The 21,302-nt window shown below is 69.5% G+C and carries 19 protein-coding genes; 18 read left to right on the forward strand and 1 reads right to left on the reverse strand.

The window, feature by feature from the left end:
• Positions 1–7 precede the first annotated feature (7 nt).
• The 16 genes from ACYVLP_RS06920 to ACYVLP_RS06995 all read left to right on the forward strand — a co-directional run bounded on the left by ACYVLP_RS06920 (position 8) and on the right by ACYVLP_RS06995 (position 19,517).
• Positions 8–562, forward strand: coding sequence for a NuoB/complex I 20 kDa subunit family protein (locus ACYVLP_RS06920; protein WP_452270636.1), 555 nt, complete (start codon positions 8–10; stop codon positions 560–562).
• Entirely contained in the window at positions 559–1,350 is a 792-nt protein-coding gene (locus ACYVLP_RS06925; RefSeq protein WP_460626601.1) for an NADH-quinone oxidoreductase subunit C, read from the forward strand. Before ACYVLP_RS06920 ends, ACYVLP_RS06925 begins: the two co-directional genes overlap by 4 nt.
• A complete protein-coding gene (locus ACYVLP_RS06930; protein WP_460626602.1) occupies positions 1,350–2,738 on the forward strand; it encodes an NADH-quinone oxidoreductase subunit D in 1,389 nt (462 codons plus the stop codon). The genes ACYVLP_RS06925 and ACYVLP_RS06930 overlap by 1 nt, the downstream gene beginning before the upstream one ends.
• On the forward strand, positions 2,738–3,541 hold the full coding sequence (nuoE, locus tag ACYVLP_RS06935; RefSeq protein WP_460626603.1) for an NADH-quinone oxidoreductase subunit NuoE: 804 nt from the start codon (positions 2,738–2,740) through the stop codon (positions 3,539–3,541). Before ACYVLP_RS06930 ends, nuoE begins: the two co-directional genes overlap by 1 nt.
• Positions 3,538–4,869 (forward strand): NADH-quinone oxidoreductase subunit NuoF, encoded by a 1,332-nt coding sequence (nuoF, locus tag ACYVLP_RS06940; RefSeq protein WP_460626604.1) that lies wholly within the window; start codon positions 3,538–3,540, stop codon positions 4,867–4,869. Before nuoE ends, nuoF begins: the two co-directional genes overlap by 4 nt.
• A complete protein-coding gene (locus tag ACYVLP_RS06945; RefSeq protein ID WP_460626605.1) occupies positions 4,866–7,310 on the forward strand; it encodes an NADH-quinone oxidoreductase subunit G in 2,445 nt (814 codons plus the stop codon). The genes nuoF and ACYVLP_RS06945 overlap by 4 nt, the downstream gene beginning before the upstream one ends.
• Complete coding sequence (gene nuoH, locus ACYVLP_RS06950) at positions 7,307–8,719, forward strand: NADH-quinone oxidoreductase subunit NuoH (protein WP_460626606.1); 1,413 nt, start codon at positions 7,307–7,309, stop codon at positions 8,717–8,719. Before ACYVLP_RS06945 ends, nuoH begins: the two co-directional genes overlap by 4 nt.
• Positions 8,712–9,518, forward strand: a complete 807-nt coding sequence (gene nuoI, locus ACYVLP_RS06955) for an NADH-quinone oxidoreductase subunit NuoI (protein WP_460626607.1) — start codon at positions 8,712–8,714, stop codon at positions 9,516–9,518. The genes nuoH and nuoI overlap by 8 nt, the downstream gene beginning before the upstream one ends.
• Positions 9,515–10,303 carry an NADH-quinone oxidoreductase subunit J gene (locus ACYVLP_RS06960; RefSeq protein WP_452270628.1) on the forward strand — a complete coding sequence of 263 codons (789 nt, stop codon included), beginning with the start codon at positions 9,515–9,517 and terminating at the stop codon, positions 10,301–10,303. Before nuoI ends, ACYVLP_RS06960 begins: the two co-directional genes overlap by 4 nt.
• A complete protein-coding gene (gene nuoK / locus ACYVLP_RS06965) occupies positions 10,300–10,599 on the forward strand; it encodes an NADH-quinone oxidoreductase subunit NuoK (protein WP_460626608.1) in 300 nt (99 codons plus the stop codon). The genes ACYVLP_RS06960 and nuoK overlap by 4 nt, the downstream gene beginning before the upstream one ends.
• 16 nt (positions 10,600–10,615) lie before the next feature.
• Positions 10,616–12,592, forward strand: coding sequence for an NADH-quinone oxidoreductase subunit L (nuoL, locus tag ACYVLP_RS06970; RefSeq protein WP_460626609.1), 1,977 nt, complete (start codon positions 10,616–10,618; stop codon positions 12,590–12,592).
• A gap of 8 nt (positions 12,593–12,600) precedes the next feature.
• On the forward strand, positions 12,601–14,202 hold the full coding sequence (locus ACYVLP_RS06975; RefSeq protein WP_460626678.1) for an NADH-quinone oxidoreductase subunit M: 1,602 nt from the start codon (positions 12,601–12,603) through the stop codon (positions 14,200–14,202).
• A 14-nt stretch (positions 14,203–14,216) separates the two neighbouring features.
• Positions 14,217–15,800, forward strand: a complete 1,584-nt coding sequence (nuoN, locus tag ACYVLP_RS06980) for an NADH-quinone oxidoreductase subunit NuoN (RefSeq protein WP_460626679.1) — start codon at positions 14,217–14,219, stop codon at positions 15,798–15,800.
• Positions 15,801–15,831: 31 nt separating this feature from the next.
• A complete protein-coding gene (locus tag ACYVLP_RS06985; RefSeq protein ID WP_460626610.1) occupies positions 15,832–16,842 on the forward strand; it encodes a polyprenyl synthetase family protein in 1,011 nt (336 codons plus the stop codon).
• Positions 16,843–16,999: 157 nt separating this feature from the next.
• On the forward strand, positions 17,000–18,181 hold the full coding sequence (locus ACYVLP_RS06990) for an alanine racemase (protein ID WP_460626611.1): 1,182 nt from the start codon (positions 17,000–17,002) through the stop codon (positions 18,179–18,181).
• The gene (locus ACYVLP_RS06995; protein ID WP_460626612.1) at positions 18,174–19,517 is read left to right on the forward strand and encodes a D-arabinono-1,4-lactone oxidase; all 1,344 of its coding nucleotides are present in this window, start codon (positions 18,174–18,176) and stop codon (positions 19,515–19,517) included. The genes ACYVLP_RS06990 and ACYVLP_RS06995 overlap by 8 nt, the downstream gene beginning before the upstream one ends.
• A gap of 24 nt (positions 19,518–19,541) precedes the next feature.
• Here ACYVLP_RS06995 and ACYVLP_RS07000 read toward each other — a convergent pair whose 3' ends face one another.
• Positions 19,542–19,847 carry a hypothetical protein gene (locus ACYVLP_RS07000; RefSeq protein WP_460626613.1) on the reverse strand — a complete coding sequence of 102 codons (306 nt, stop codon included), beginning with the start codon at positions 19,845–19,847 and terminating at the stop codon, positions 19,542–19,544.
• A gap of 298 nt (positions 19,848–20,145) precedes the next feature.
• Between ACYVLP_RS07000 and ACYVLP_RS07005 the strand changes: the two genes are divergently transcribed.
• Positions 20,146–20,505, forward strand: coding sequence for a hypothetical protein (locus ACYVLP_RS07005; RefSeq protein ID WP_460626614.1), 360 nt, complete (start codon positions 20,146–20,148; stop codon positions 20,503–20,505).
• Between the two features lie 67 nt (positions 20,506–20,572).
• Positions 20,573–21,253 (forward strand): ABC transporter ATP-binding protein, encoded by a 681-nt coding sequence (locus tag ACYVLP_RS07010; RefSeq protein ID WP_460626615.1) that lies wholly within the window; start codon positions 20,573–20,575, stop codon positions 21,251–21,253.
• Positions 21,254–21,302 lie beyond the last annotated feature (49 nt).

Below are 21,302 nucleotides of genomic sequence, written 5' to 3' on the forward strand. Positions count from 1 at the left end.
GTAAGCAATGGGTCTCGAGGAGAAGCTCCCAGCCGGGTTCCTGCTCTCGACTGTCGAGTCGCTCGCGGGCTACATGCGCAAGGCCTCGATCTGGCCGGCCACGTTCGGTCTCGCCTGCTGTGCGATCGAGATGATGGCCGTCGGCACGCCGGACTACGACATCGCCCGCTTCGGCATGGAGCGCTTCTCGGCGACGCCCCGGCAGGCCGACCTCATGATCGTCGCCGGCCGCGTCAGCCAGAAGATGGCCCCGGTCGTGCGCCAGGTCTACGACCAGATGCCGAACCCCAAGTGGGTCATCTCGATGGGCGTGTGCGCCAGCTCCGGCGGCATGTTCAACAACTACGCGATCGTCCAGGGCGTCGACCACATCATCCCGGTCGACATCTACCTGCCCGGCTGTCCGCCCCGCCCGCAGATGCTGCTCAACGCGATCATCGAGCTCCACCACCAGATCCAGACCTCGCCCCTCGGCGTCAACCGCGAGGAGGCGGCGCGGGCCGCGGAGGAGGCCGCCCTCACGGCGACGCCCACCCACCAGATGAAGGGCCTGCTCGCATGAGCGACGGTGACGCCACCAAGGACGACACGAACGTCGTGAACGCCGACACCACCAAGGACCAGACCTCCGGAATCACGCCCGGCGAGATCGAGCTCGCCCAGACAGAGGGCGCCAACCCGACCGGCCCGCGCGTCGTCGGGATGCGCACCGGGATGTTCGGGACCACCCAGGGCGGCGACACCTCCGGCTACGGCGGTCTGAGGCGCCCGATCATCATCGCCGGCGCTGCCGAGCGGCCCTACGGCGGCTACTTCGACGAGATCGCCGACAACCTCGAACGCGGCCTGGTCGGCGGCACGGCGTCCTACGCCGAGGCCGTCTCGAGCGTCGTCGTCGACCGCGGCGAGATGACCATCAACGTGCGCCGCGAGCACCTGCTGGCCGTCGTCCGGGTGCTGCGCGACGACCCGTCGCTGCGTTTCGAGATCTGCGTCGGCGTGTCCGGCGTGCACTACCCCGACCGGACGGGCGAGGAGCTCCACGCCGTCTACCACCTGCTGTCGATCACCCACGGCGGCCGGCGCGTCCGGCTCGAGGTGTCGTGCCCCGACGACGACCGCCACATCCCGTCGGTCGTGTCCGTCTACCCGGCCAACGACTGGCACGAGCGCGAGACGTGGGACATGTTCGGCATCGAGTTCGACGGGCACCCGGCCCTGACCCGCATCCTCATGCCCGACGACTGGCCGGGCCACCCCCAGCGCAAGGACTACCCCCTCGGCGGCATCCCGGTCGAGTACAAGGGCGCCACCGTCCCGCCGCCGGACCAGCGGAGGTCGTACAACTGATGAGCACGCACACCGAGTTCACCCAGACGGACATCCCCGACGAGGGAGCCAACGACGTCTACGCCACGTCCGTCGCCGACGAGGAGGCGGCCGAGGGCGCTCGCGTCTTCAACGCCGCCGGCGGCGACTGGAACGACCTCGTCGACGAGGCGACCTCGCTCAACGAGGAGCGCATCGTCGTCAACATGGGGCCGCAGCACCCGTCGACCCACGGCGTGCTCCGCCTCATCCTCGAGATCGACGGCGAGACGGTCACGGAGGCACGCGCCGGCATCGGCTACCTCCACACCGGCATCGAGAAGAACATGGAGTACCGCTCCTGGGTGCAGGGCGTCACGTTCTGCACGCGCATGGACTACCTCACGTCGATGTACCAGGAAGCCGCCTACTGCCTCGCGATGGAGAAGCTCCTCGGGATCACCGACCAGGTCCCCGAGCGGGCCAACGTCATCCGCGTCCTGATGATGGAGCTGTCGCGGATCAACTCCCACACCGTGTGCCTCGGCACCGGCGGCATGGAGATGGGCGCGACGACGGTCATGACCGTGGCGTTCCGCGAGCGCGAGCGGGTGCTGCGCATCTTCGAGATGGTCACCGGCCTGCGGATGAACAACGCGTACATCCGTCCCGGCGGCGTGGCCCAGGACCTGCCGCCCGGCGCGATCGACGCGCTGCGCGAGATGGTGCCGCAGGTGCGCCGCGGGCTCGGCGAGCTCGAGGCGCTGCTCAACGAGAACCCGATCCTCAAGGGGCGCACGGTCGACGTCGGCGTGCTCGACCTGACCGGCTGCATGGCCCTCGGCATCACCGGGCCGATGCTCCGCTCGGCGGGACTGCCGCACGACCTGCGCAAGCTCGACCCGTACTGCGGCTACGAGACCTACGACTTCGATGTCATCACCCGCACGAGCGCGGACGCCTACGGCCGGCTGCGCGTGCGCATCGACGAGATGTACGAGTCGCTCAAAATCGTCGAGCAGTGCATCGACCGCCTCCAGGCCTCCGAGGGGCCGGTCATGGTCGAGGACAAGAAGATCGCGTGGCCGGCGCAGCTGGCGCTCGGTGGCGACGGCCTGGGCAACAGCCTCGACCACATCCGCGAGATCATGGGCACCTCGATGGAGTCGCTGATCCACCACTTCAAGCTCGTCACCGAGGGTTTCCGGGTCCCGCCGGGCCAGGCGTACCAGGCCGTCGAGTCCCCCAAGGGCGAGCTCGGCTGCCACCTCGTCTCCGACGGCGGCACGCGCCCCTACCGCGCGCACTTCCGCGACCCGAGCTTCAACAACCTGCAGGCTGTGGCTGCCGTGTGCGAAGGCGGGCAGCTCGCCGACGTCATCGTCGCGGTGGCCTCGATCGACCCCGTCATGGGAGGTGTGGACCGCTGATGGCGAGCCCCGAACACACTGCCGCCGCATCCGGCTTCTTCCGCGTCAGCGCCGAGTCCAAGGCCCCGTATGCCGCCGACGTCCTCGAGCGCCTGCACGCGGACGCCGCCGAGGTCATCGCCCGGTACCCCCAGAAGCGCTCCGCGCTCCTGCCGCTGCTGCACCTCGTGCAGTCGGTCGACGGCTACGTGACCGGCCGCGGAGTGGCCTTCTGCGCCGAGGTGCTCGACCTGACCGAGGCCGAGGTCAGCGGGGTGGCGACCTTCTACACGCAGTACAAGCGCCACCCCAACGGTGAGTACACCGTCGGCGTCTGCACCAACACGCTCTGCGCGATCATGGGCGGCGACCTCATCTTCGACCGGCTGTCCGAGCACCTCGGGATCGGCCACGACGAGACCACCGGGGACGGCAAGGTGACCCTCGAGCGGGTCGAGTGCAACGCCGCCTGCGACTACGCCCCGGTCGTCATGGCCAACTGGGAGTTCTTCGACAACCAGACGCCGGAGAGCGCCATCGGGCTCGTCGAGGACCTTCGCGCCGGCAAGGACGTCACACCGACGCGCGGCGCCGCCAAGGTCTGCACGTTCAAGGAGGTCTCGCGAGTGCTTGCGGGCTTCCACGACGGCCGCGGCGACGAGGGCGTGGGCGCCGGGCCGGCCTCCCTGCTCGGCCTCAGGATCGCGCAGGAGCGCGGCTGGACCGCCCCCGACGGCTCGGGCAATGGCTCGGGCAATGGCTCGGGCAGTGGCGCAGGGCGCGCCAGCGCCGACAGCACGGACCGGAAGGACGGCTCGAAGTGACCGACACGCTGACTCCGATCCTGACGAAGTTCTGGGACGACCCGCAGTCGTGGACACTGGCCACCTACCGGCGCCACGGCGGCTACCGGGCACTGAGCAAGGCCCTGTCCATGGAGCCGCAGGCGATCATCGATGCCGTCAAGGACTCCAACATCCGCGGCCGCGGTGGCGCCGGCTTCCCGACCGGCATGAAGTGGTCGTTCATGTCGCCGCCCGACGGCGGGCCCCGCTACCTCGTGGTCAACGCCGACGAGTCCGAGCCGGGCACCTGCAAGGACATCCCGCTGATGATGGCCAACCCGCACTCGCTCATCGAGGGCGTCATCATCAGCTCCTACGCGATCGGCTGCGAGCACGCGTTCATCTACCTGCGCGGCGAGGTCGTCCACGTCTACCGCCGGCTGCTTCGCGCCGTCGAGGAGGCTCGCGCGGCGGGCTATCTCGGTGACAACGTCGGTGGCAAGGGCGTCAAGGTCGACATCACCGTGCACGCCGGCGCGGGCGCGTACATCTGTGGCGAGGAGACCGCGCTGCTCGACTCGCTCGAGGGCCGGCGCGGGCAGCCCCGCCTCAAGCCGCCGTTCCCCGGCGCGGCCGGGCTCTACGCCCGACCCACCTCGGTCAACAACGTCGAGTCCATCGCCTCGGTGCCGGGGATCATCCTCGACGGCGCCGACTGGTTCAAGGGCATGGGCACGGAGAAGTCCACCGGCTTCGGCATCTTCAGCCTGTCCGGCCACGTCACCAACCCCGGCCAGTTCGAGGCGCCGCTCGGGATCACGATGCGCGAGCTCATCGACCTCGCCGGCGGCATGCGCAACGGCCGCAAGCTGAAGTTCTGGACGCCCGGCGGGTCCTCGACGCCGATCTTCACCGACCAGCACCTCGACGTACCGCTCGACTTCGACTCGGTGGCCGCCGCGGGCTCGATGCTCGGCACACGCGCCCTTCAGGTGTTCGACGAGACGGTGTCGGTGGTTCGTGCCGTGGCGCGCTGGACCGACTTCTACGCCCACGAGTCGTGTGGCAAGTGCACCCCGTGCCGCGAGGGCACGTGGTGGCTGCGGCAGATCATGAACCGCATCGAGAACGGCCAGGGCACCCAGGACGACATCGACAAGCTCGTCGACATCTGCGACAACATCCTCGGTCGCAGCTTCTGCGCACTGGGCGATGCCGCGACGAGCCCGATCACCTCGGCCGTGCAGTACTTCCGCGAGGAGTTCGAGGCCGGCATGCACACTCCGGCGCACGTGCTCTTCCCGCCGGAGAAGTCGGTCCTGTTCGCCGTCGAGACCAAGGAGCCCAGCGGGATGGTGTCCGCATGACCGCCACGACCGAGACGAAGGCGCCCACCGCGCCGGACCTCGTCAGCCTGACCATCGACGGGGTGCCGGTGAGCGTGCCGAAGGGCACGCTCGTGATCCGCGCCGCCGAGACGATCGGCATCGAGATCCCGCGCTTCTGCGACCACCCGCTGCTCGACCCGGTCGGCGCGTGCCGCCAGTGCCTGGTCGACGTCGCGCTGCCGGACCGCGAGGGCGTCGCCCGCCCGATGCCCAAGCCGCAGGCGTCGTGCACGATGTCGGTCTCCGAGGGCATGGTCGTCAACACGCAGAACACCTCGCCCGTCGCCGACAAGGCGCAGCAGGGTGTGATGGAGCTGCTGCTCATCAACCACCCGCTCGACTGCCCGGTCTGCGACAAGGGTGGCGAGTGCCCTCTGCAGAACCAGGCGATGAGCGCCGGCCGGCCGGTGTCGCGGTTCGAGGACGTCAAGCGCACCTACCCGAAGCCGATCAACATCAGCTCGCAGGTCCTGCTCGACCGCGAGCGCTGCGTGCTGTGCGCGCGGTGCACCCGCTTCTCCGACCAGGTCGCCGGCGACCCGTTCATCGCGCTGGTCGAGCGCGGCGCGCTCCAGCAGATCGGCATCTACGAGGACCAGCCGTTCGAGTCGTACTTCTCCGGCAACACGGTGCAGATCTGCCCGGTGGGCGCCCTGACCGGCGCGGCATACCGCTTCCGCTCGCGCCCGTTCGACCTCGTGTCGACGCCGTCGGTCTGCGAGCACTGCGCCTCCGGCTGCGCGATCCGGACCGACCACCGCCGCGGTGTCGTGCTGCGCCGGATGGCGCTGGACGACGCGGCGGTCAACGAGGAGTGGAACTGCGACAAGGGCCGCTGGGCGTTCACCTACGCCACGCTGCCGGACCGCATCGAGTTCCCCATGGTCCGCGGTGAGGACGGCGAGCTGCGCGTCGTCGGCTGGCCCGAGGCGCTCGCGGCCGCGGCTGCCGGCCTGGCCCGCTCCAAGGCCGCCGGCGTGCTCGTCGGCGGTCGCGTGTCGGCCGAGGACGCTTACGCGTACGGCAAGTTCGCCCGCGTCGTGCTCGGCACCAACGACATCGACTTCCGCGCCCGTCCGCACTCGGCCGAGGAGGTCGCGTTCCTGTCCGAGCACGTCGTGGCCACCGGTCCCGAGGGCGGCGCGGTCACCTACGCCGACCTCGAGAAGGCGCCTGCGGTGCTGCTGGTCGGCTTCGAGCCCGAGGACGAGAGCCCGATCGTCTTCCTGCGCCTGCGCAAGGCGTTCCGCAAGCACAAGACCGCGGTGTATGCCGTGTCCTCCCACCCGACGCGCGGCCTGACCAAGATGGGTGGCACGTTGGTGCCGGCCGTCCCCGGCCAGGAGGCGTCGGTCCTTCGTGACCTGGGATCGAGCCCGGCGGGCGCGAAGGCCAAGGACGCTCTCGTCGCTGGAGCCGTGATCCTCGTGGGCGAGCGGCTCGCAACATCGGTGGGCGCGCTCCGCGCCGCCGCCGACCTCGCCGCCGCGACCGGCGCGCGCCTGGCCTGGGTACCGCGTCGGGCCGGCGAGCGTGGCGCGCTCGAGGCGGGAGCACTCGGTGCCCTCCTGCCAGGCGGGCGCCCGGCCGGTGACGCGACGGCTCGTGCCGAGGTCGCCGCGGTCTGGGAGGTCGACCGACTTCCCGACGCGACCCCTCGCGACACTGCCGGGATCCTCGCCGGGGCCGCGGCCGGCGACCTCGACGCCCTCGTGGTCGGTGGCGTCGACCCCGCCGACCTCGGTGACCCGCACGTCGGCGACGCCCTCGCGCGTGCTTTCGTCGTCTCGCTCGAGCTGCGCGAGTCGGCCGTCACCGCGGTCGCCGACGTCGTCCTGCCGGTTGCACCGCAGGCCGAGAAGTCGGGCTCGTACGTCAACTGGGAGGGCCGCGCCCGTCCGTTCGAGGAGGCGCTGGCGAGCAACGCCGTCAGCGACCACCGGGCGCTGGACATGATCGCCAGCGAGATGGGCCACTTCCTCGAGACGCGCACCCAGCGTGAGATCCACGACCAGTTCGAGGCGCTCGGCCCGTGGGGCGGCGCGCGTGCCACCTGGGCTCCGGCCGGGCAGCACGGCGCCGGGACGCCAGCAGGCTGGGGCGACTTCGCGCTCTCGACGTGGGCCACACTGCTCGACGCCGGCCGGATGCAGGACGGCGAGCCGTTCCTCGCCGGCACCGCCCCGAGGTCGGTCGCCCGCCTGTCCGAGGGCTCGGCCGGCCGCCTCGGCGTCGCCGACGGCGACCCCGTCACGGTGACCGGACCGACGGGCAGCGTCACGCTGCCGGCGCTGGTGACCGAGGGCATGGTCGACGGCGTCGTCTGGCTCCCGACCAACTCGAAGGACTGTTCCGTGCGCACGGGCCTGGGCACCGATGCCGGTGGCTACGTCGCCGTCGCGAAGGGTGGTGCCGCATGAGCCTCGGGCTGACGGCATACGGGATGGCTGCGGCGGTCCCGATGAACGAGAACCCCGCGGTCGACTTCAGCGACACGCCCTGGTGGGTGGCCCTGATCAAGGCCGTCGCCATCTTCGTCTACCTGCTCCTGTCGACCCTGCTCGTGATCTGGTTCGAGCGTCGCGTCATCGGCCGGATGCAGCAGCGTCCCGGCCCCAACCGCAACGGCCCGTTCGGTCTGCTCCAGACCCTGGCCGACGGCATGAAGTCGATGCTCAAGGAGGACATCACCCCGGCGAACGCCGAGAAGGTGATCTACACGCTCGCCCCGCTCATCGCGGCCACCATGGCGTTCGTCTCCTTCGCGATCATCCCGGTCGGCGGCATGGTCTGGATGTTCGGCCACCACACGCCGCTGCAGGTCACCGACGTGCCCGTCGCCGTGCTGCTCGTGCTCGCCGTCGCGTCCGTCGGCGTCTACGGCATCATCCTGGCCGGGTGGAGCTCGGGCTCGACCTACCCGCTGCTCGGTGGTCTTCGCTCGACCGCCCAGGTCATCTCCTACGAGATCGCCATGGGACTGTCGCTCGTCGCGATCTTCCTCTACAGCGGCTCGATGTCGACCTCGCAGATCGTCGCGGCCCAGAGCTCGCTCTGGTACATCCTGCCGGCGTTCTTCAGCTTCGCCGTCTACCTCATCACCATGGTCGGCGAGACCAACCGTCTGCCTTTCGACCTCGCCGAGGGCGAGGGCGAGCTGACCGGTGGCTTCCACACCGAGTACTCCTCGATGCGGTTCGCGATGTTCTTCCTCGGCGAGTACGTCAACATGTTCACCGTCTCCGCGCTCGCCACCACCCTGTTCCTCGGTGGCTGGCAGGCCCCGCCGTTCATCGCCGCGATCAACGACGGCATGTTCAACCAGGGCTGGTGGGGCATCCTCTGGTTCACCATCAAGCTCTGGATGTTCATGTTCGTGTTCGTCTGGCTGCGCGGCTCGCTGCCCCGCGTCCGGTACGACCAGTTCATGCGGTTCGGCTGGAAGTTCCTCATCCCGATCACGCTCGCGTGGGTCGTGGCGGTCGCGTTCATCCGCGGCGCCCAGCTGAACTTCCTCGGCAGCGGCAAGCTGACCATCGCGGGTCGCGAGCTGTCGGTCGCGACGGTGGTCATCGTCAGCGTCGTCGCCGTCGTGGCGCTCGCTGCGGCCTGGGTCTGGGACGACCGCCGGGCCGCTCGCGCCGAGGCGGAGGAGGAGCTGCCGCCCGAGGAGATCGACCCGTTCGAAGGCGGCTACCCGGTGCCGCCGCTGCCCGGCCAGCGACTCGTCGAGCCCAACGCGCGCCTCGGCGCCGAACCGGTGCTGTCCACGGCGAGCGCGGTCTCGGGCCCGTCCAGCACGTCCGTCAAGGAGGAGACCCATGGCTGACGACAACGTCGGCAAGGACCTCACGCGCAACGCCTCCGGCGAGGTCGGCGCGCCGCGCGAGCAGCGCGGCCAGTCCGGCGCCAAGGACCGCGAGAAGGGCTTCCTCGGTGAGCTCTTCGCCCCCGTCGCCGGCTTCGGGGTGTCGTTCTCGACGATGTTCCGCAAGGTCGCGACCGAGGAGTACCCCGAGAAGCCCCGCCCCACCGCGCCCCGCTTCCACGGCCGGCACCAGCTCAACCGTCACCCCGACGGCCTCGAGAAGTGCGTCGGCTGCGAGCTGTGCGCCTGGGCCTGCCCGGCCGACGCGATCCTCGTCGAGGGTGCCGACAACGACGACACCCCAGGCGGCTCCGGACGCTTCAGCCCCGGTGAGCGCTACGGCCGCGTCTACCAGATCAACTACCTGCGCTGCATCTTCTGCGGCCTGTGCATCGAGGCCTGTCCCACCCGGGCGCTGACGATGACCAACTTCTACGAGCTCGCCGACAACGACCGCGGCAAGCTGATCTTCACCAAGGAGCAGCTGCTCGCCCCGTTGCAGGGCGGGATGCTCCCGCCGCCGTTCCCGATGGCCGACGGCATGGAGGAGCGCGACTACTACCTCGGCAAGGTCACCGGCGCCTCGGACGCCCAGCGCGCCTACGTCGACGAGCGCTCCGCCGACGACGAGGACGACGACCTCGACGCGGCGGCATCCGACCGGCCGGGCAACGCCGGCGCCGCCGGCCCGGGCGACCACGACCTCGTGCATGCGACCAACCCGACCGCGGCCGCGACCAGGGAAGGAGCCAACCCATGACCTCCGTCGCCGAAGCCGTCGGCTTCTGGGTGCTCGGGCCGATCGCGGTCATCGCGGCGCTCGGGCTGCTGTTCGCCCGCAAGGCCGTGCACGCCGCGCTCGGGATGGCGCTCGTCATGTGCATCCTCGGCGTCTTCTACATCATGCAGAAGGCGGACTTCCTCGGCATCGTCCAGGTGTTCGTCTACACCGGCGCCGTGATGATGCTGTTCCTCTTCGTCCTCATGCTCATCGGTGTCGACTCCTCCGACTCGATCATCGAGACCATCACCGGTCAGCGCTGGGCCTCCTTCCTGCTCGCTCTCGGCCTCGCGGGCGTGCTCTTCTTCACGCTCGGCTCGGTCGAGTTCAGCGAGGAGACGGTCCAGACCGGCATGAACAAGGTCATCGCGACCAACGCCGACCCGGGCAACATCACGAGCATCGCCGAGCTGATCTTCGGCCAGTACGTCTGGATCTTCGAGGTCACCTCCGCGCTGCTGATCACCGCGGCGCTCGGCGCGATGGTGCTCGCTCACCGGGAGCGCCTCACCGCGAAGCTCACGCAGGCCGAGTGGGCCGCCAAGCGTGTGCGCGACAACGAGAACGTCGCCGGTCTGCCCGCCCCCGGCGTGTACGCCCGGCACAACGCCGTCGACACCCCCGCCCTGCTGCCCGACGGCACCCCGAGCGACCTGTCCGTGTCGCGTGTCCTCGTCGCCCGGGACCAGGTGGCCACGGCGGACGGCTTCAAGGACGTCGAGCGACACATGGAGCGCGAGATCGAGGAGGGAGGAGCCAAGTGAGCCCGATCAACTACATCTACCTGTCGGTGATCCTGTTCACGATCGGCACCGCCACGGTGCTGACCCGCCGCAACGCGATCATCGTGTTCATGGGTGTCGAGCTCATGCTCAACGCGACGAACCTCGCACTCGTGACCTTCTCCCGCGTGCACGGCGCGCTCGACGGACAGGTCATGGCCCTGTTCGTCATGGTCGTCGCGGCGGCGGAGGTCGTCGTCGGGCTCGCCATCATCATGGCGATCTTCCGTGCCCGCCGGTCGGCCTCGGTCGACGACGCCAACCTGCTGAAGCTGTAAGGAGCGCCGGCCACCCATGGGAACTCTCGTCACTTCCGTCGCGAGCTCGGCAAGCACGTATGCCGCCGGGCTCGCCACGCACGAAGGTGAGGCACACGCCGCGACCGGCGTGACGGCATACGCCTGGCTGCTCATCGTGCTGCCGGCGTTCGGAGCCGCGCTCCTGCTGTTCGGCGGACGCCGCACCGACAAGTTCGGCCCGCGCCTGGCCGTCATGCTGTCGTGGGCCGCGTTCGTCGTCGGCTTCGTCATGTTCATCCAGATGCTGGGGCTGGGCGCCGAGGACCGCGCGCAGGAGGTGAACCTCTACGACTGGGTGACCGCCGGCTCGTTCCACGTCAGCGCCGGGCTGCTCGTCGACCAGCTGTCGATGGCGTTCGTGCTGCTCATCACCTTCGTCGGGTCGCTGATCCACTCGTACTCCCTCGGGTACATGGAGCACGACCCCGACAAGCGGCGTTTCTTCGCCTACCTCAACCTCTTCGTCGCGTCGATGCTGCTGCTCGTCCTCGCGAACTCCTACCTGCTGCTCTACGTCGGCTGGGAGGGCGTCGGTCTCGCGTCCTACCTGCTCATCGGGTTCTGGAACTACAACCCGGCCTACGCGACGGCCGCCAACAAGGCGTTCGTGGTCAACCGGGTCGGTGACTTCGGCCTGTCCGTCGCGATCATGGTCATGTTCTTCCACTTCGGTGCGGTCGACTTCACGACGGTCCTCGGCGCCTCCGGGAGCCAGGCCAACCAGGGCTTCATGACGGCGATCGGCCTGCTCCTGCTGCTCGGCGCCTGCGGCAAGTCGGCCCAGTTCCCGCTGCAGAGCTGGCTCGGCGACGCCATGGCCGGCCCGACACCCGTGTCGGCGCTGATCCACGCCGCGACCATGGTCACGGCAGGTGTCTACCTCGTCGTGCGCTCGGCGCCGATCTTCGAGGCTGCGCCCAACGCCCAGCTCGCCGTCGCCTTCGTCGGCGCGATCACGCTGCTCTTCGGGGCGATCGTCGGCTGTGCGAAGGACGACATCAAGAAGGCGCTCGCGGCCTCGACGATGAGCCAGATCGGCTACATGATGCTCGCCGCGGGCCTTGGCCCGGTCGGGTACGCCTTCGCGATCTTCCAGCTGCTCACGCACGGCTTCTTCAAGGCCGGCATGTTCCTCGGCGCCGGGTCGGTCATGCATGGCATGAACGACCAGGTCGACATGCGGCGCTTCGGCGCGCTCAACCTCGTCATGAAGATCACCTGGGTGACGTTCGGCCTCGGCTGGCTGGCCATCATCGGCGTGCCGCCCTTCTCCGGCTTCTGGTCCAAGGACGCGATCATCGAGTCCGCGTTCGTCGGCGAGGGCTGGCGGCCGTGGGTCTTCGGCACCATCGCGCTCGTCGGCGCGGGCATCACCGCGTTCTACATGTCGCGCCTGTTCTTCATGACCTTCCATGGCAAGAAGCGCTGGACCGACGACGTCCACCCGCACGAGTCGCCGCGGATCATGACGGTCCCGATGATCGTGCTGGCCTTCGGCTCAGCCTTCCTCGGCCTCATCCTCGGCCCGACCGGGTGGATCACGTCCTGGCTCGAGCCGGTCGTCGGCGCCGAGCCGGAAGGGGCTCACTCCGTCGTCCCGGTCCCCGTGCTGATGGTCGTGACCCTGCTCCTCGTGGCCGCCGGAGGCACGCTGGCGTGGATGCGCTACTGGCGTGACGACGTCCCGGTCACGGCCCCGGCCGGCAACCTCACGACGCGGGCGGCGCGCAAGGACCTCTACCAGGACCAGGTCAACGAGGCGCTGCTCATGCGGCCTGGCATCCACCTCACCCGCTCGCTCGTCTACGTCGACGGCAAGGGGATCGATGGTGCTGCCGGTGGCCTCGCGGCCCTGGTCGGCGGGACCAGCTCTCGCCTGCGCAAGCTGCAGAACGGCTTCGCGCGCTCCTATGCCCTGACGATGCTCGCGGGCGTCGTCGCCATCCTCGGTGCTCTGTGGGTGATCTCCTGATGACGACCATGTCCAGTGTCCCGTGGCTGACGATCCTGCTGCTGGTCCCCTTCGTCGGCGCGCTCGTCGTCGCCTTCGTGCCGGGCAGTGCGGAGACGGCCAAGCGCATCGCGCTCGGCACGTCGATCGTCACCCTCGTGCTGGGGATCGCCGCGGCCACCCAGTTCGACCGCACCAGCTCGGCGCAGTTCCAGCTGGGCGAGCAGCGCTCGTGGATCCCGCAGTTCGGGGTCAGCTACGCGCTCGGCGTCGACGGCATCGCGCTCGTGCTCATCCTCATGGCGCTCGTCCTGACGCCCGTCTGCCTGCTCGCCGCGTGGCACGACGTGCCGGAGGAGGCCGGGCCCGGTGGCGCCCGCAAGGCCAAGACCTACTTCGCCCTGCTGCTCGTCCTCGAGACGTTCATGGTGGGTGTCTTCGCCGCGACCGACGTGTTCCTGTTCTACGTCTTCTTCGAGGCCATGCTCATCCCGGTCTACTTCCTCATCGGCCGCTTCGGCGGGCCGCGCAGGCAGTACGCCGCGATGAAGTTCCTGCTGTTCTCGCTCGCAGGCGGGCTGATCATGCTCGTCGCGGTCATCGGGCTCTACTTCCAGGGCCCGGGCGGCGACAACGGCTTCCTCATCTCGCAGCTGACCGGCCTGAGCATCGACCCCACCGTCGAGCGGCTGCTCTTCGTCGGGTTCTTCTTCGCCTTCGCGGTCAAGGCGCCGATGGTGCCGGTGCACACCTGGCTGCCTGACGCGGCGACCGAGGCGACGCCCGCCACGGCGACGCTGCTCGTCGGCGTGCTCGACAAGATCGGCACCTTCGGGATGATCCGGTTCTGCCTGCAGCTCTTCCCGGACGCGAGCCGGTGGGCGACCCCGACCGTGGTCGTCCTCGCGGTGATCTCGGTGATCTACGGCGCGCTGCTCGCGATCGGGCAGACCGACATGATGCGCCTGGTGTCGTACACCTCGGTCAGCCACTTCGGCTTCATCGTGCTCGGGATCTTCGCGTTCACCAACGTCGGCAACTCCGGCTCGACGCTCTACATGGTCAACCACGGCTTCTCGACAGCGGCACTGTTCCTCTTCGCCGCGATGCTCGTGCGCCGGCGTGGCAGCAAACGAATACCCGACTTCGGGGGATGGCAGCGGGTCACCCCGGGCCTGGCCGGGATCTTCCTCGTGGCCGGCCTCTCGGGCCTTGGCCTGCCGGGCCTGGCGAGCTTCGTGTCGGAGTTCACCGTGCTCGTCGGCAGCTTCGGTCCTCTGCCCTGGGCCGCGGTGATCGCGACCACCGGCATCATCCTGGCCGCGCTCTACATCCTGCTCATGTACAAGAACGTCATGACGGGGCCGAAGCCCGAGGGCATCGTCGGAGAGCGGGAGTATGCCGGCCTCGACGAAGGCGGTCGCCGTGGCCTTCGCCTCGTCCGTGACCTGACGAGCCGCGAGAAGATCGTCGCCGCACCGTTGCTCGCGGCGTTCCTCGTGCTCGGGTTCTACCCGAACCTCGCGCTGAACGTCATCAACCCCGCCGTCGACAAGACCCTGTCGTACGTCAAGCAGGCCAACCCGGACCTCAACACGACCGGCACTGTGGCCGAAGGGAGCCAGAAGTGACCGCCGCCGCGCCCATGGTGCTGCCCGCCGCCTTCGAGCCTGCAGAGATCGACTACGTCGCGATCGCGCCGCTGCTCATCGTGTTCGGGGCGGCCCTGGTCGGTGTCATCGTCGAGGCGTTCGTCGCCCGCGAGAGCCGCCACCGCATCCAGGTCGTCATCGCCGTGGTCGGTCTGCTCGCCGCCGCGGTCGCGATCGTGCCTGCCGCGTCGCACCAGGGGCTGACGATGGGCGTCCGCGACGCCGCCAGCGGCCACCAGCTGTTCGCCCTCGCGATCGACGGCCCGGCGCTGTTCATGCAGGGCGCGATCGTCCTCATGGGCATCCTCGGCGTGCTGACGATGTCCGAGCGCCTCGGCGGCATCGGTGCCGACGCGTTCACTCCCAGCGGCGCGTCGACCCCCGGCTCGCCCTACGAGACGGCCGCGACCCGGGCCGGGGCGCTGACCTCCGAGGTCTTCCCGCTGGCCCTCTTCGCGATCTTCGGGATGATGCTCTTCCCGACGACGAACGACCTCATCGGCATGTTCGTCGCGCTCGAGGTGCTCTCGCTGCCGCTCTACATCCTCACGGGCCTGGCCCGACGTCGCCGCCTGCTGTCGCAGGAGGCCTCGCTGAAGTACTTCCTGCTCGGAGCCTTCAGCTCGGCGTTCTTCCTGTTCGGCACGGCACTGCTCTACGGGTATGCCGGGTCGGTCTACTTCAGCGACCTCAGCACCGCCGTGGCCACGGGCCCGATCGCGATGAACGGCCTTCTGCTGCCAGGCGCGTTCCTCGTCTTCGTGGGCCTGCTCTTCAAGGTCGGTGCGGTGCCGTTCCACGCGTGGACGCCCGATGTCTACCAGGGCGCCCCGACGACCGTGACCGGCTTCATGGCCGCCTGCACCAAGGCCGCGGCGTTCGGCGCGATCCTGCGCCTTGCCTACGTCGGCCTCGACACCGCGCGCTGGGAGTGGAGCAACGCCCTGGTGATCGTCGCGCTCCTGACGATGGTCATCGGGTCGGTGCTCTCGGTGACCCAGACCGACATGAAGCGCCTCCTCGCGTACTCCTCGATCGCCCACGCCGGGTTCATCCTCGTCGGCGTCCTCGCCTTCGACTCGACGGCCGTCAGCGCGGTGCTGTTCTACCTCGTGGCCTACGGCTTCGCGACGATCGCGGCCTTCGCGATCGTGTCGCTCGTGCGGCAGAACGGCGCCGAGGCGACGCACCTGTCGCAGTGGGCGGGGCTGGGCCGCCGCTACCCGGTGGTCGGTGCAGCGTTCGCGTTCCTCATGCTCGCCTTCGCCGGCATCCCGCTGACGTCGGGGTTCGTCTCGAAGTTCGCGGTCTTCTCGGCGGCGGTCGACAGTGGTGCCACGGGCACGGTGCTCGCGGTCGTCGGTGTGCTGTGCAGCGCGATCACGGTCTTCGTCTACGCGCGGGTCATCGTGCTGATGTTCTTCAGCGAGGCACCCGACGACACGGTCGAGGTGGTCACGCCGTCGGTGACGACGACCTTCTCGATCGCCATCGGGACGCTCGTGACCCTCGTGCTCGGTATCCTGCCCGCCTCGCTGCTCGACCTGGCCGACCGCGCCTCGCAGTTCGTCCGGTGACGCGACCGACCAACCATCGTTCAGGGGTTCGATGACCACGCACGCGACGCCACCGGTCCTCGGGGTGCCAGGAGCCACGCCGGAGCTGTCGGCGCGGCTCCAGGACGGGCTGACCCGGGTCGACGCCCTCCTGCACGAGGTCGTCGACCACGACGACCCGTTCATCGCGCGTGCCTCGGCCCACCTGATCGAGGCCGGCGGCAAGCGGTTCCGCCCGCTGCTGACGCTGCTCGCCGCCGAGCTCGGCCAGGGCATCAACGACGACGTCGTCCGGGCCGCCGCTGGCGTCGAGCTGACCCACCTGGCCTCGCTCTACCACGACGACGTCATGGACGATGCGCGGATGAGGCGCGGCGTCCAGTCGGTCAACGCGGCATACGACAACTCGACGGCGATCCTCGTCGGCGACCTCCTCTTCGGCAAAGCGTCCGAGCTGGTCGCCGCGCTCGGTGCGGAGGCCGTGCTCATCCAGGCGCAGACGTTCGTGCGGCTCTGTGCCGGCCAGATCCGCGACGACCGGCCACGCCCGGACGGTGTCGACCCGGTGGACTACTACCTCGGTGTGCTCGCGGACAAGACGGGCGTGCTCATCGCGACGGCCGGGCGCTACGGCGCGATGTTCAGCGGGGGCACCCCGGAGACCGTCGAGATCATGCGTGAGTACGGCGAGAAGGTCGGCATCGCCTTCCAGCTGGCCGACGACCTCATCGACATCGCGTCCGACTCCGATGACACCGGCAAGACGCCGGGCACCGACCTGCGCGAGGGCGTCGACACGCTCGCGGTCCTGCGCGCCAAGGCCTCGGTCGACCCCGCCGACGCCAGGCTCCTGGAACTGCTGTCGTCAGACCTCTCCGAGGACGAGGACGGTGTCGCCGAGGCGCTCGCGCTGCTGCGGGTCCATCCGGCACTGGAACAGGCCCGCGAGGAGACGCATGCCGTGGCGCACGACGCCCAGGCCCTGCTCGACCCGCTGCCGGCCAGTGACGCGAAGACAGCCCTGCAGGCGTTGGCGCTGTCGGTCGTCGAGCGTGTCGGCTGACGTCCGTCCCGCCGGCCGGGCCGTCCAGCCGGCCGGGCCGTCCGTCCAGCCGGCCGGGCCGTCCGGGCCCGTCTGGTCGAGTGAGCCCCCAGTCACACCAGTCACAGGTGCAGGGATCCCCCATGATGGCGATGGTGACGGTCGGTAAGGTGCGGGGATGAGTGCCAGCCCCTCCGCACCCGTCGCGGCGCGCCTGTCCGCGGCAACCGCCGGTATGCCGGCCCCACTGGCCGTCGTCGATCTCGACGCCTTCGACCGCAACGCCGCCCGGCTCGTGTCCCGCGCTCACGGGATGCCGATCCGGATCGCCACCAAGTCACTGCGCAGCCGCCCGCTCATCCAGCGCGCCCTCGCGGTCGACGGGTTCCAGGGCCTGATGTGCTACAACGTCCGCGAGGCGGTGTGGTGGGCCGAGTCCGGGACGCGCGACATCTTCGTTGCCTACCCGTCGGTGGACGTGCCCGCCCTCACCCAGCTCGCGTCCGATCCCGCACTCACCGCCGCGGTCGCGGTCATGATCGACAGCGTCGAGCACGTCGACTTCATCGCACGCGAGGTGGCCGGGCACGAGGGACTTCGGGTCGCCGTCGACATCGATGCGTCCCTGCGTGTCGGCCCGGCGCACGTCGGCGTGCGCCGCTCGCCGCTGCGCACGCCGGCCGACGTCGAGACGGTCATCCGGCGCGCCCACGAGCGCGGCCTTGTCGTCGCCGGGCTGATGTTCTACGACGCGCAGATCGCGGGACTGCCCGACTCGTCCATCGCGGTGCGTCGCATGAAGAGCTTCTCCGACAAGGAGCTTCGTCGCCGACGCGCCGAGATCGTCTCTGCCGCAAAGGCGCTCACAGACCTCGACTTCGTCAACGGAGGCGGGACCGGCAGCCTGCACGTCACCGGCCTCGACCCGTCGCTGACGGAGCTCGCGGCCGGGTCGGGCCTCTACGCCCCGACGCTCTTCGACGGGTACGACCGGCTCGACGTCCAGCCTGCGGCGTTCTTCGCATCCCCGGTGGTGCGGCGGCCGGCGGACGGTTACGTCACGGCATACGGCGGTGGGTACATCGCGTCGGGACCGCCGGGCTGGTCTCGAGTGCCGAGCCCGGTCGCCGAGCAGGGGCTCGAGCTGGTCCGTACCGAAGGCACGGGCGAGGTGCAGACGCCGCTCAAGGGCTCGGCAGCGGACCACCTCGGGCTGGGCGACCGGATCTGGTTCCGGCACGCCAAGGCGGGGGAGCTGGCAGAGCGCTTCATGGAGTTCGTCCTGGTCGGCGGCGAAGGGGGCGACAAGGTCGTCGGGAAGGCCGCGACCTACCGTGGGGAAGGGCAGTGCTTTGGCTGACATCGCGAACACCAGCGCGGGCGCGGTCGTGCGCAGCGTCGACTGGTCCAACTGGGCCGGCACGGAGACATCGAAGCTGGCCCGCGTAGCCACGCCGCGCGACGAGTCGGAGGTCGGCGAGGAGCTCCGCAAGGCTGCTGCGCGAGGCTTGCGGGTCAAGGCGATCGGCGCCGGTCACTCGTTCACCGGCGTGGCCGTCACGGACGGCGTGCAGCTGCGTCTCGGTGCCCTCTCGGGCGTGACGTCGATCGACTCGACCCGCGGTGAGGCCACCGTTCGTGCGGGCACACCACTGCACGTCCTCAACGAGGAGCTCGCGAGCTTCGGGTTCGCCCTGCCCAACCTCGGCGACATCGACCGGCAGAGCATTGCGGGAGCGACCGGCACCGGCACCCACGGCACCGGCCTGCGCCTCACCGGGCTCTCCGCGGGCATTCGCGCCGTGCGTCTCGTCCTCGCTGACGGATCGGTGGTCGAGTGCTCGCCGACCCAGGACCCGCAGCTCTTCCAGGCCGCCCGCCTCGGGCTCGGCGCGCTCGGGATCGTCACCGAGATCACCCTCGGCGTCGTCCCGGCCTTCCTGCTCCACGCTGCCGAGAAGCCCGAGGCGCTGGCGGACGTGCTCGCGAACCTCGACGACGAGGTCGAGCACAACGACCACTTCGAGTTCTACTGGTACCCCCACACCGAGCGGGCGCTGACCAAGCGCAACAACCGCGTCCCCGTGGGCACTCCGAAGAACCCGCTCGCGTCGTGGCGCTCCTACGTCGACGACGAGCTCCTGAGCAACAAGGCGTACGAGGTGCTCAACCGCGTGTCGACGCGGGTGCCGAGGACGACCAGGCCGATCGCTGCCGTCGCTGCTCGAGCGCTCACGGCGCGCGAGTACACCGACGCCTCGCACAAGGTGTTCATCACGAACCGCGACGTCCGCTTCATGGAGTCCGAATGGGCGGTGCCGCGCCACGCGCTCGCCGACGTGCTCCTCGAGCTGAAGAGGTGGGTCGACACCCACGACGAGCGCATCTCGTTCCCGGTGGAGTGCCGCGTCGCCGCGCCCGACGACGTCTGGCTGTCCACGGCATACGACCGTGAGAGTGCCTACATCGCGATCCACCGCTACCACCGGCAGGCCAAGGGCGGGTACTTCGACGCGTTCCAGGCCATCGCCACCGCGCACGAGGGCCGACCGCACTGGGGCAAGATGCACACGCTGGGCGCCGACTACTTCCGTGCGGCGTACCCGCGGTTCGCCGACTTCGTCGCGGTGCGCGATCGGGTCGACCCCGAGCGGCGTTTCGGTAACCCGTACCTCGAGCGAGTGCTCGGCAGCTGACCGGAGCCGGTAGGCCGGGCAGCGTCAGCGGGCGGCGCGCTGGCGCTCCCACGCGAGGCGCAGGGCTGCGCGGATCGCGTCGGCGTCGCCGGCCAGGTCCGCCTGGACCTTGAGGTGCGCCTCCCAGCGAGGCGGGACGCCGAACGTCCCCGGGTGGGCCTCCACCAGGCGCTCACGGTCCTCGCCGCCGACGCGGACCAGCAGGGTGCCGGGCGAGTCCTCGCGGGCGACGAGAAGGCCGCCGACGTACCACGCAGTGCGCCCGTCGACGTTCCGTCGGCGGCAGCCCTCGAGCGCCCCGAGCAATGCGTCCACCTCCTCGAGCGTCATCGCCCGAGCGTAGACCCGCGCGTGGGTTCACCCCTGATCCAATGCCCACTCGACCGCACCACCCGCGAGTCGAGTGGGCACTCAGATATTGCGAGTGGACCGGCCTACTTGCGGCCATCACATTCCGGTGTGCGTCATTTTGAGCAAAGAAGGCAATCTCGACGCAAACACGTCTGAGTCGCTCGCCGAGTTGGACGCTTCTGGCTAGCATCCTCGCATCAGCTCAGCGAAACCTAGGAGGATGCTCATGGATTCTGTTCGCCGACGACTCGTCCGGACCCTTGCGACTGCGACGCTCATGGTTTCGGCGCCTGCGGCCGCATTCGCGGTCAGCGTCAGCTCAGGTGACGGCTCGGGCACGCAGTACCGACAGATCTCCTACAACAATGGCGCGTATGTGAGCGGTTTCCTGAAATCGGCGGCGAGCGGCCGCGCTGTCTATTACTCCGGGAAGGTGGTTTGGTACAACTGGTTCTGCTCCAACACGACGGTGGGCCGCTACACGTCAAACACGACGAGCACGACCTCGGTGGTGAAGGCCGGGTACATCACCGCGACTCCGAGCCCTGGCTGCTCGTCGATCAAGGTCCAGTCCCGCGTTTGCCGTGACGTCCAACTGTTGCCGGACGCCTGTGGCGCGTGGTCGCCGGAGTACTGAGAGGGTGTTGGACAACCGTGGTGAGCTGGACGTAGTTGGCCTGTCGGGGCGGCGTGACGGCACCCTCGTGATCTCGGACATCAGTTTCTCGCTCGACCGCGGAGTGACGGTGCTCCTCGGTCGGAACGGTGCCGGCAAGACCTCACTGATTCGTTTGGTCTGCGCCGTCGACCGGCCGGCCGTCGGGCGGATAGATCGTCTCGGCCGAGATATCTGGGTGGATCGGGCATCCTTGCGCGGCCACCTGGGCGCTCTAGGGTGGTTGCCCCAGCATCCTGGAGCCCATCCTGGAATGGTCGTGCGGGCGTTCCTCGAGTACGCGGCGTGGCTGCAACGGATCCCACGAGCGGGCCGGGATGCCGAAGTCCAGCGGGTTGCCGCGACTGCGAACTGTGCCGGTCTGCTTGGCAGACGGATTGGGCGCCTGTCGGGAGGCGAGCGACAACGCGTGATGTTGGCGGGTGCGCTGGTGGGGGAGCCATCGTTGATCGTGCTCGACGAGCCGACCGCCGGGCTTGACCCAGCCCAGCGTGAGGACTTCCTTTCCGTCGTCGACTCGTTGCGTGACCAGGCGATCCTGCTCGCCACGCACATCATCGACGAGGCCGTCTCGGTCGCAGACCAGGTGCTGGTCCTGGATCGTGGTGAGCTCTCCCACGTCATGCATGCGACAGACATCGCCTCGCTGGGCGACGATCTGGGCGATGAGCTGAAGCGCCTCGTCGTGGCCACGGGTGTGCGCCAGTGACGCGCGACGAAGCTGGCCGTGGTCCCCTATACCTTGCCGCGCCGAAGGC

This window comes from Intrasporangium mesophilum, assembly GCF_054783095.1.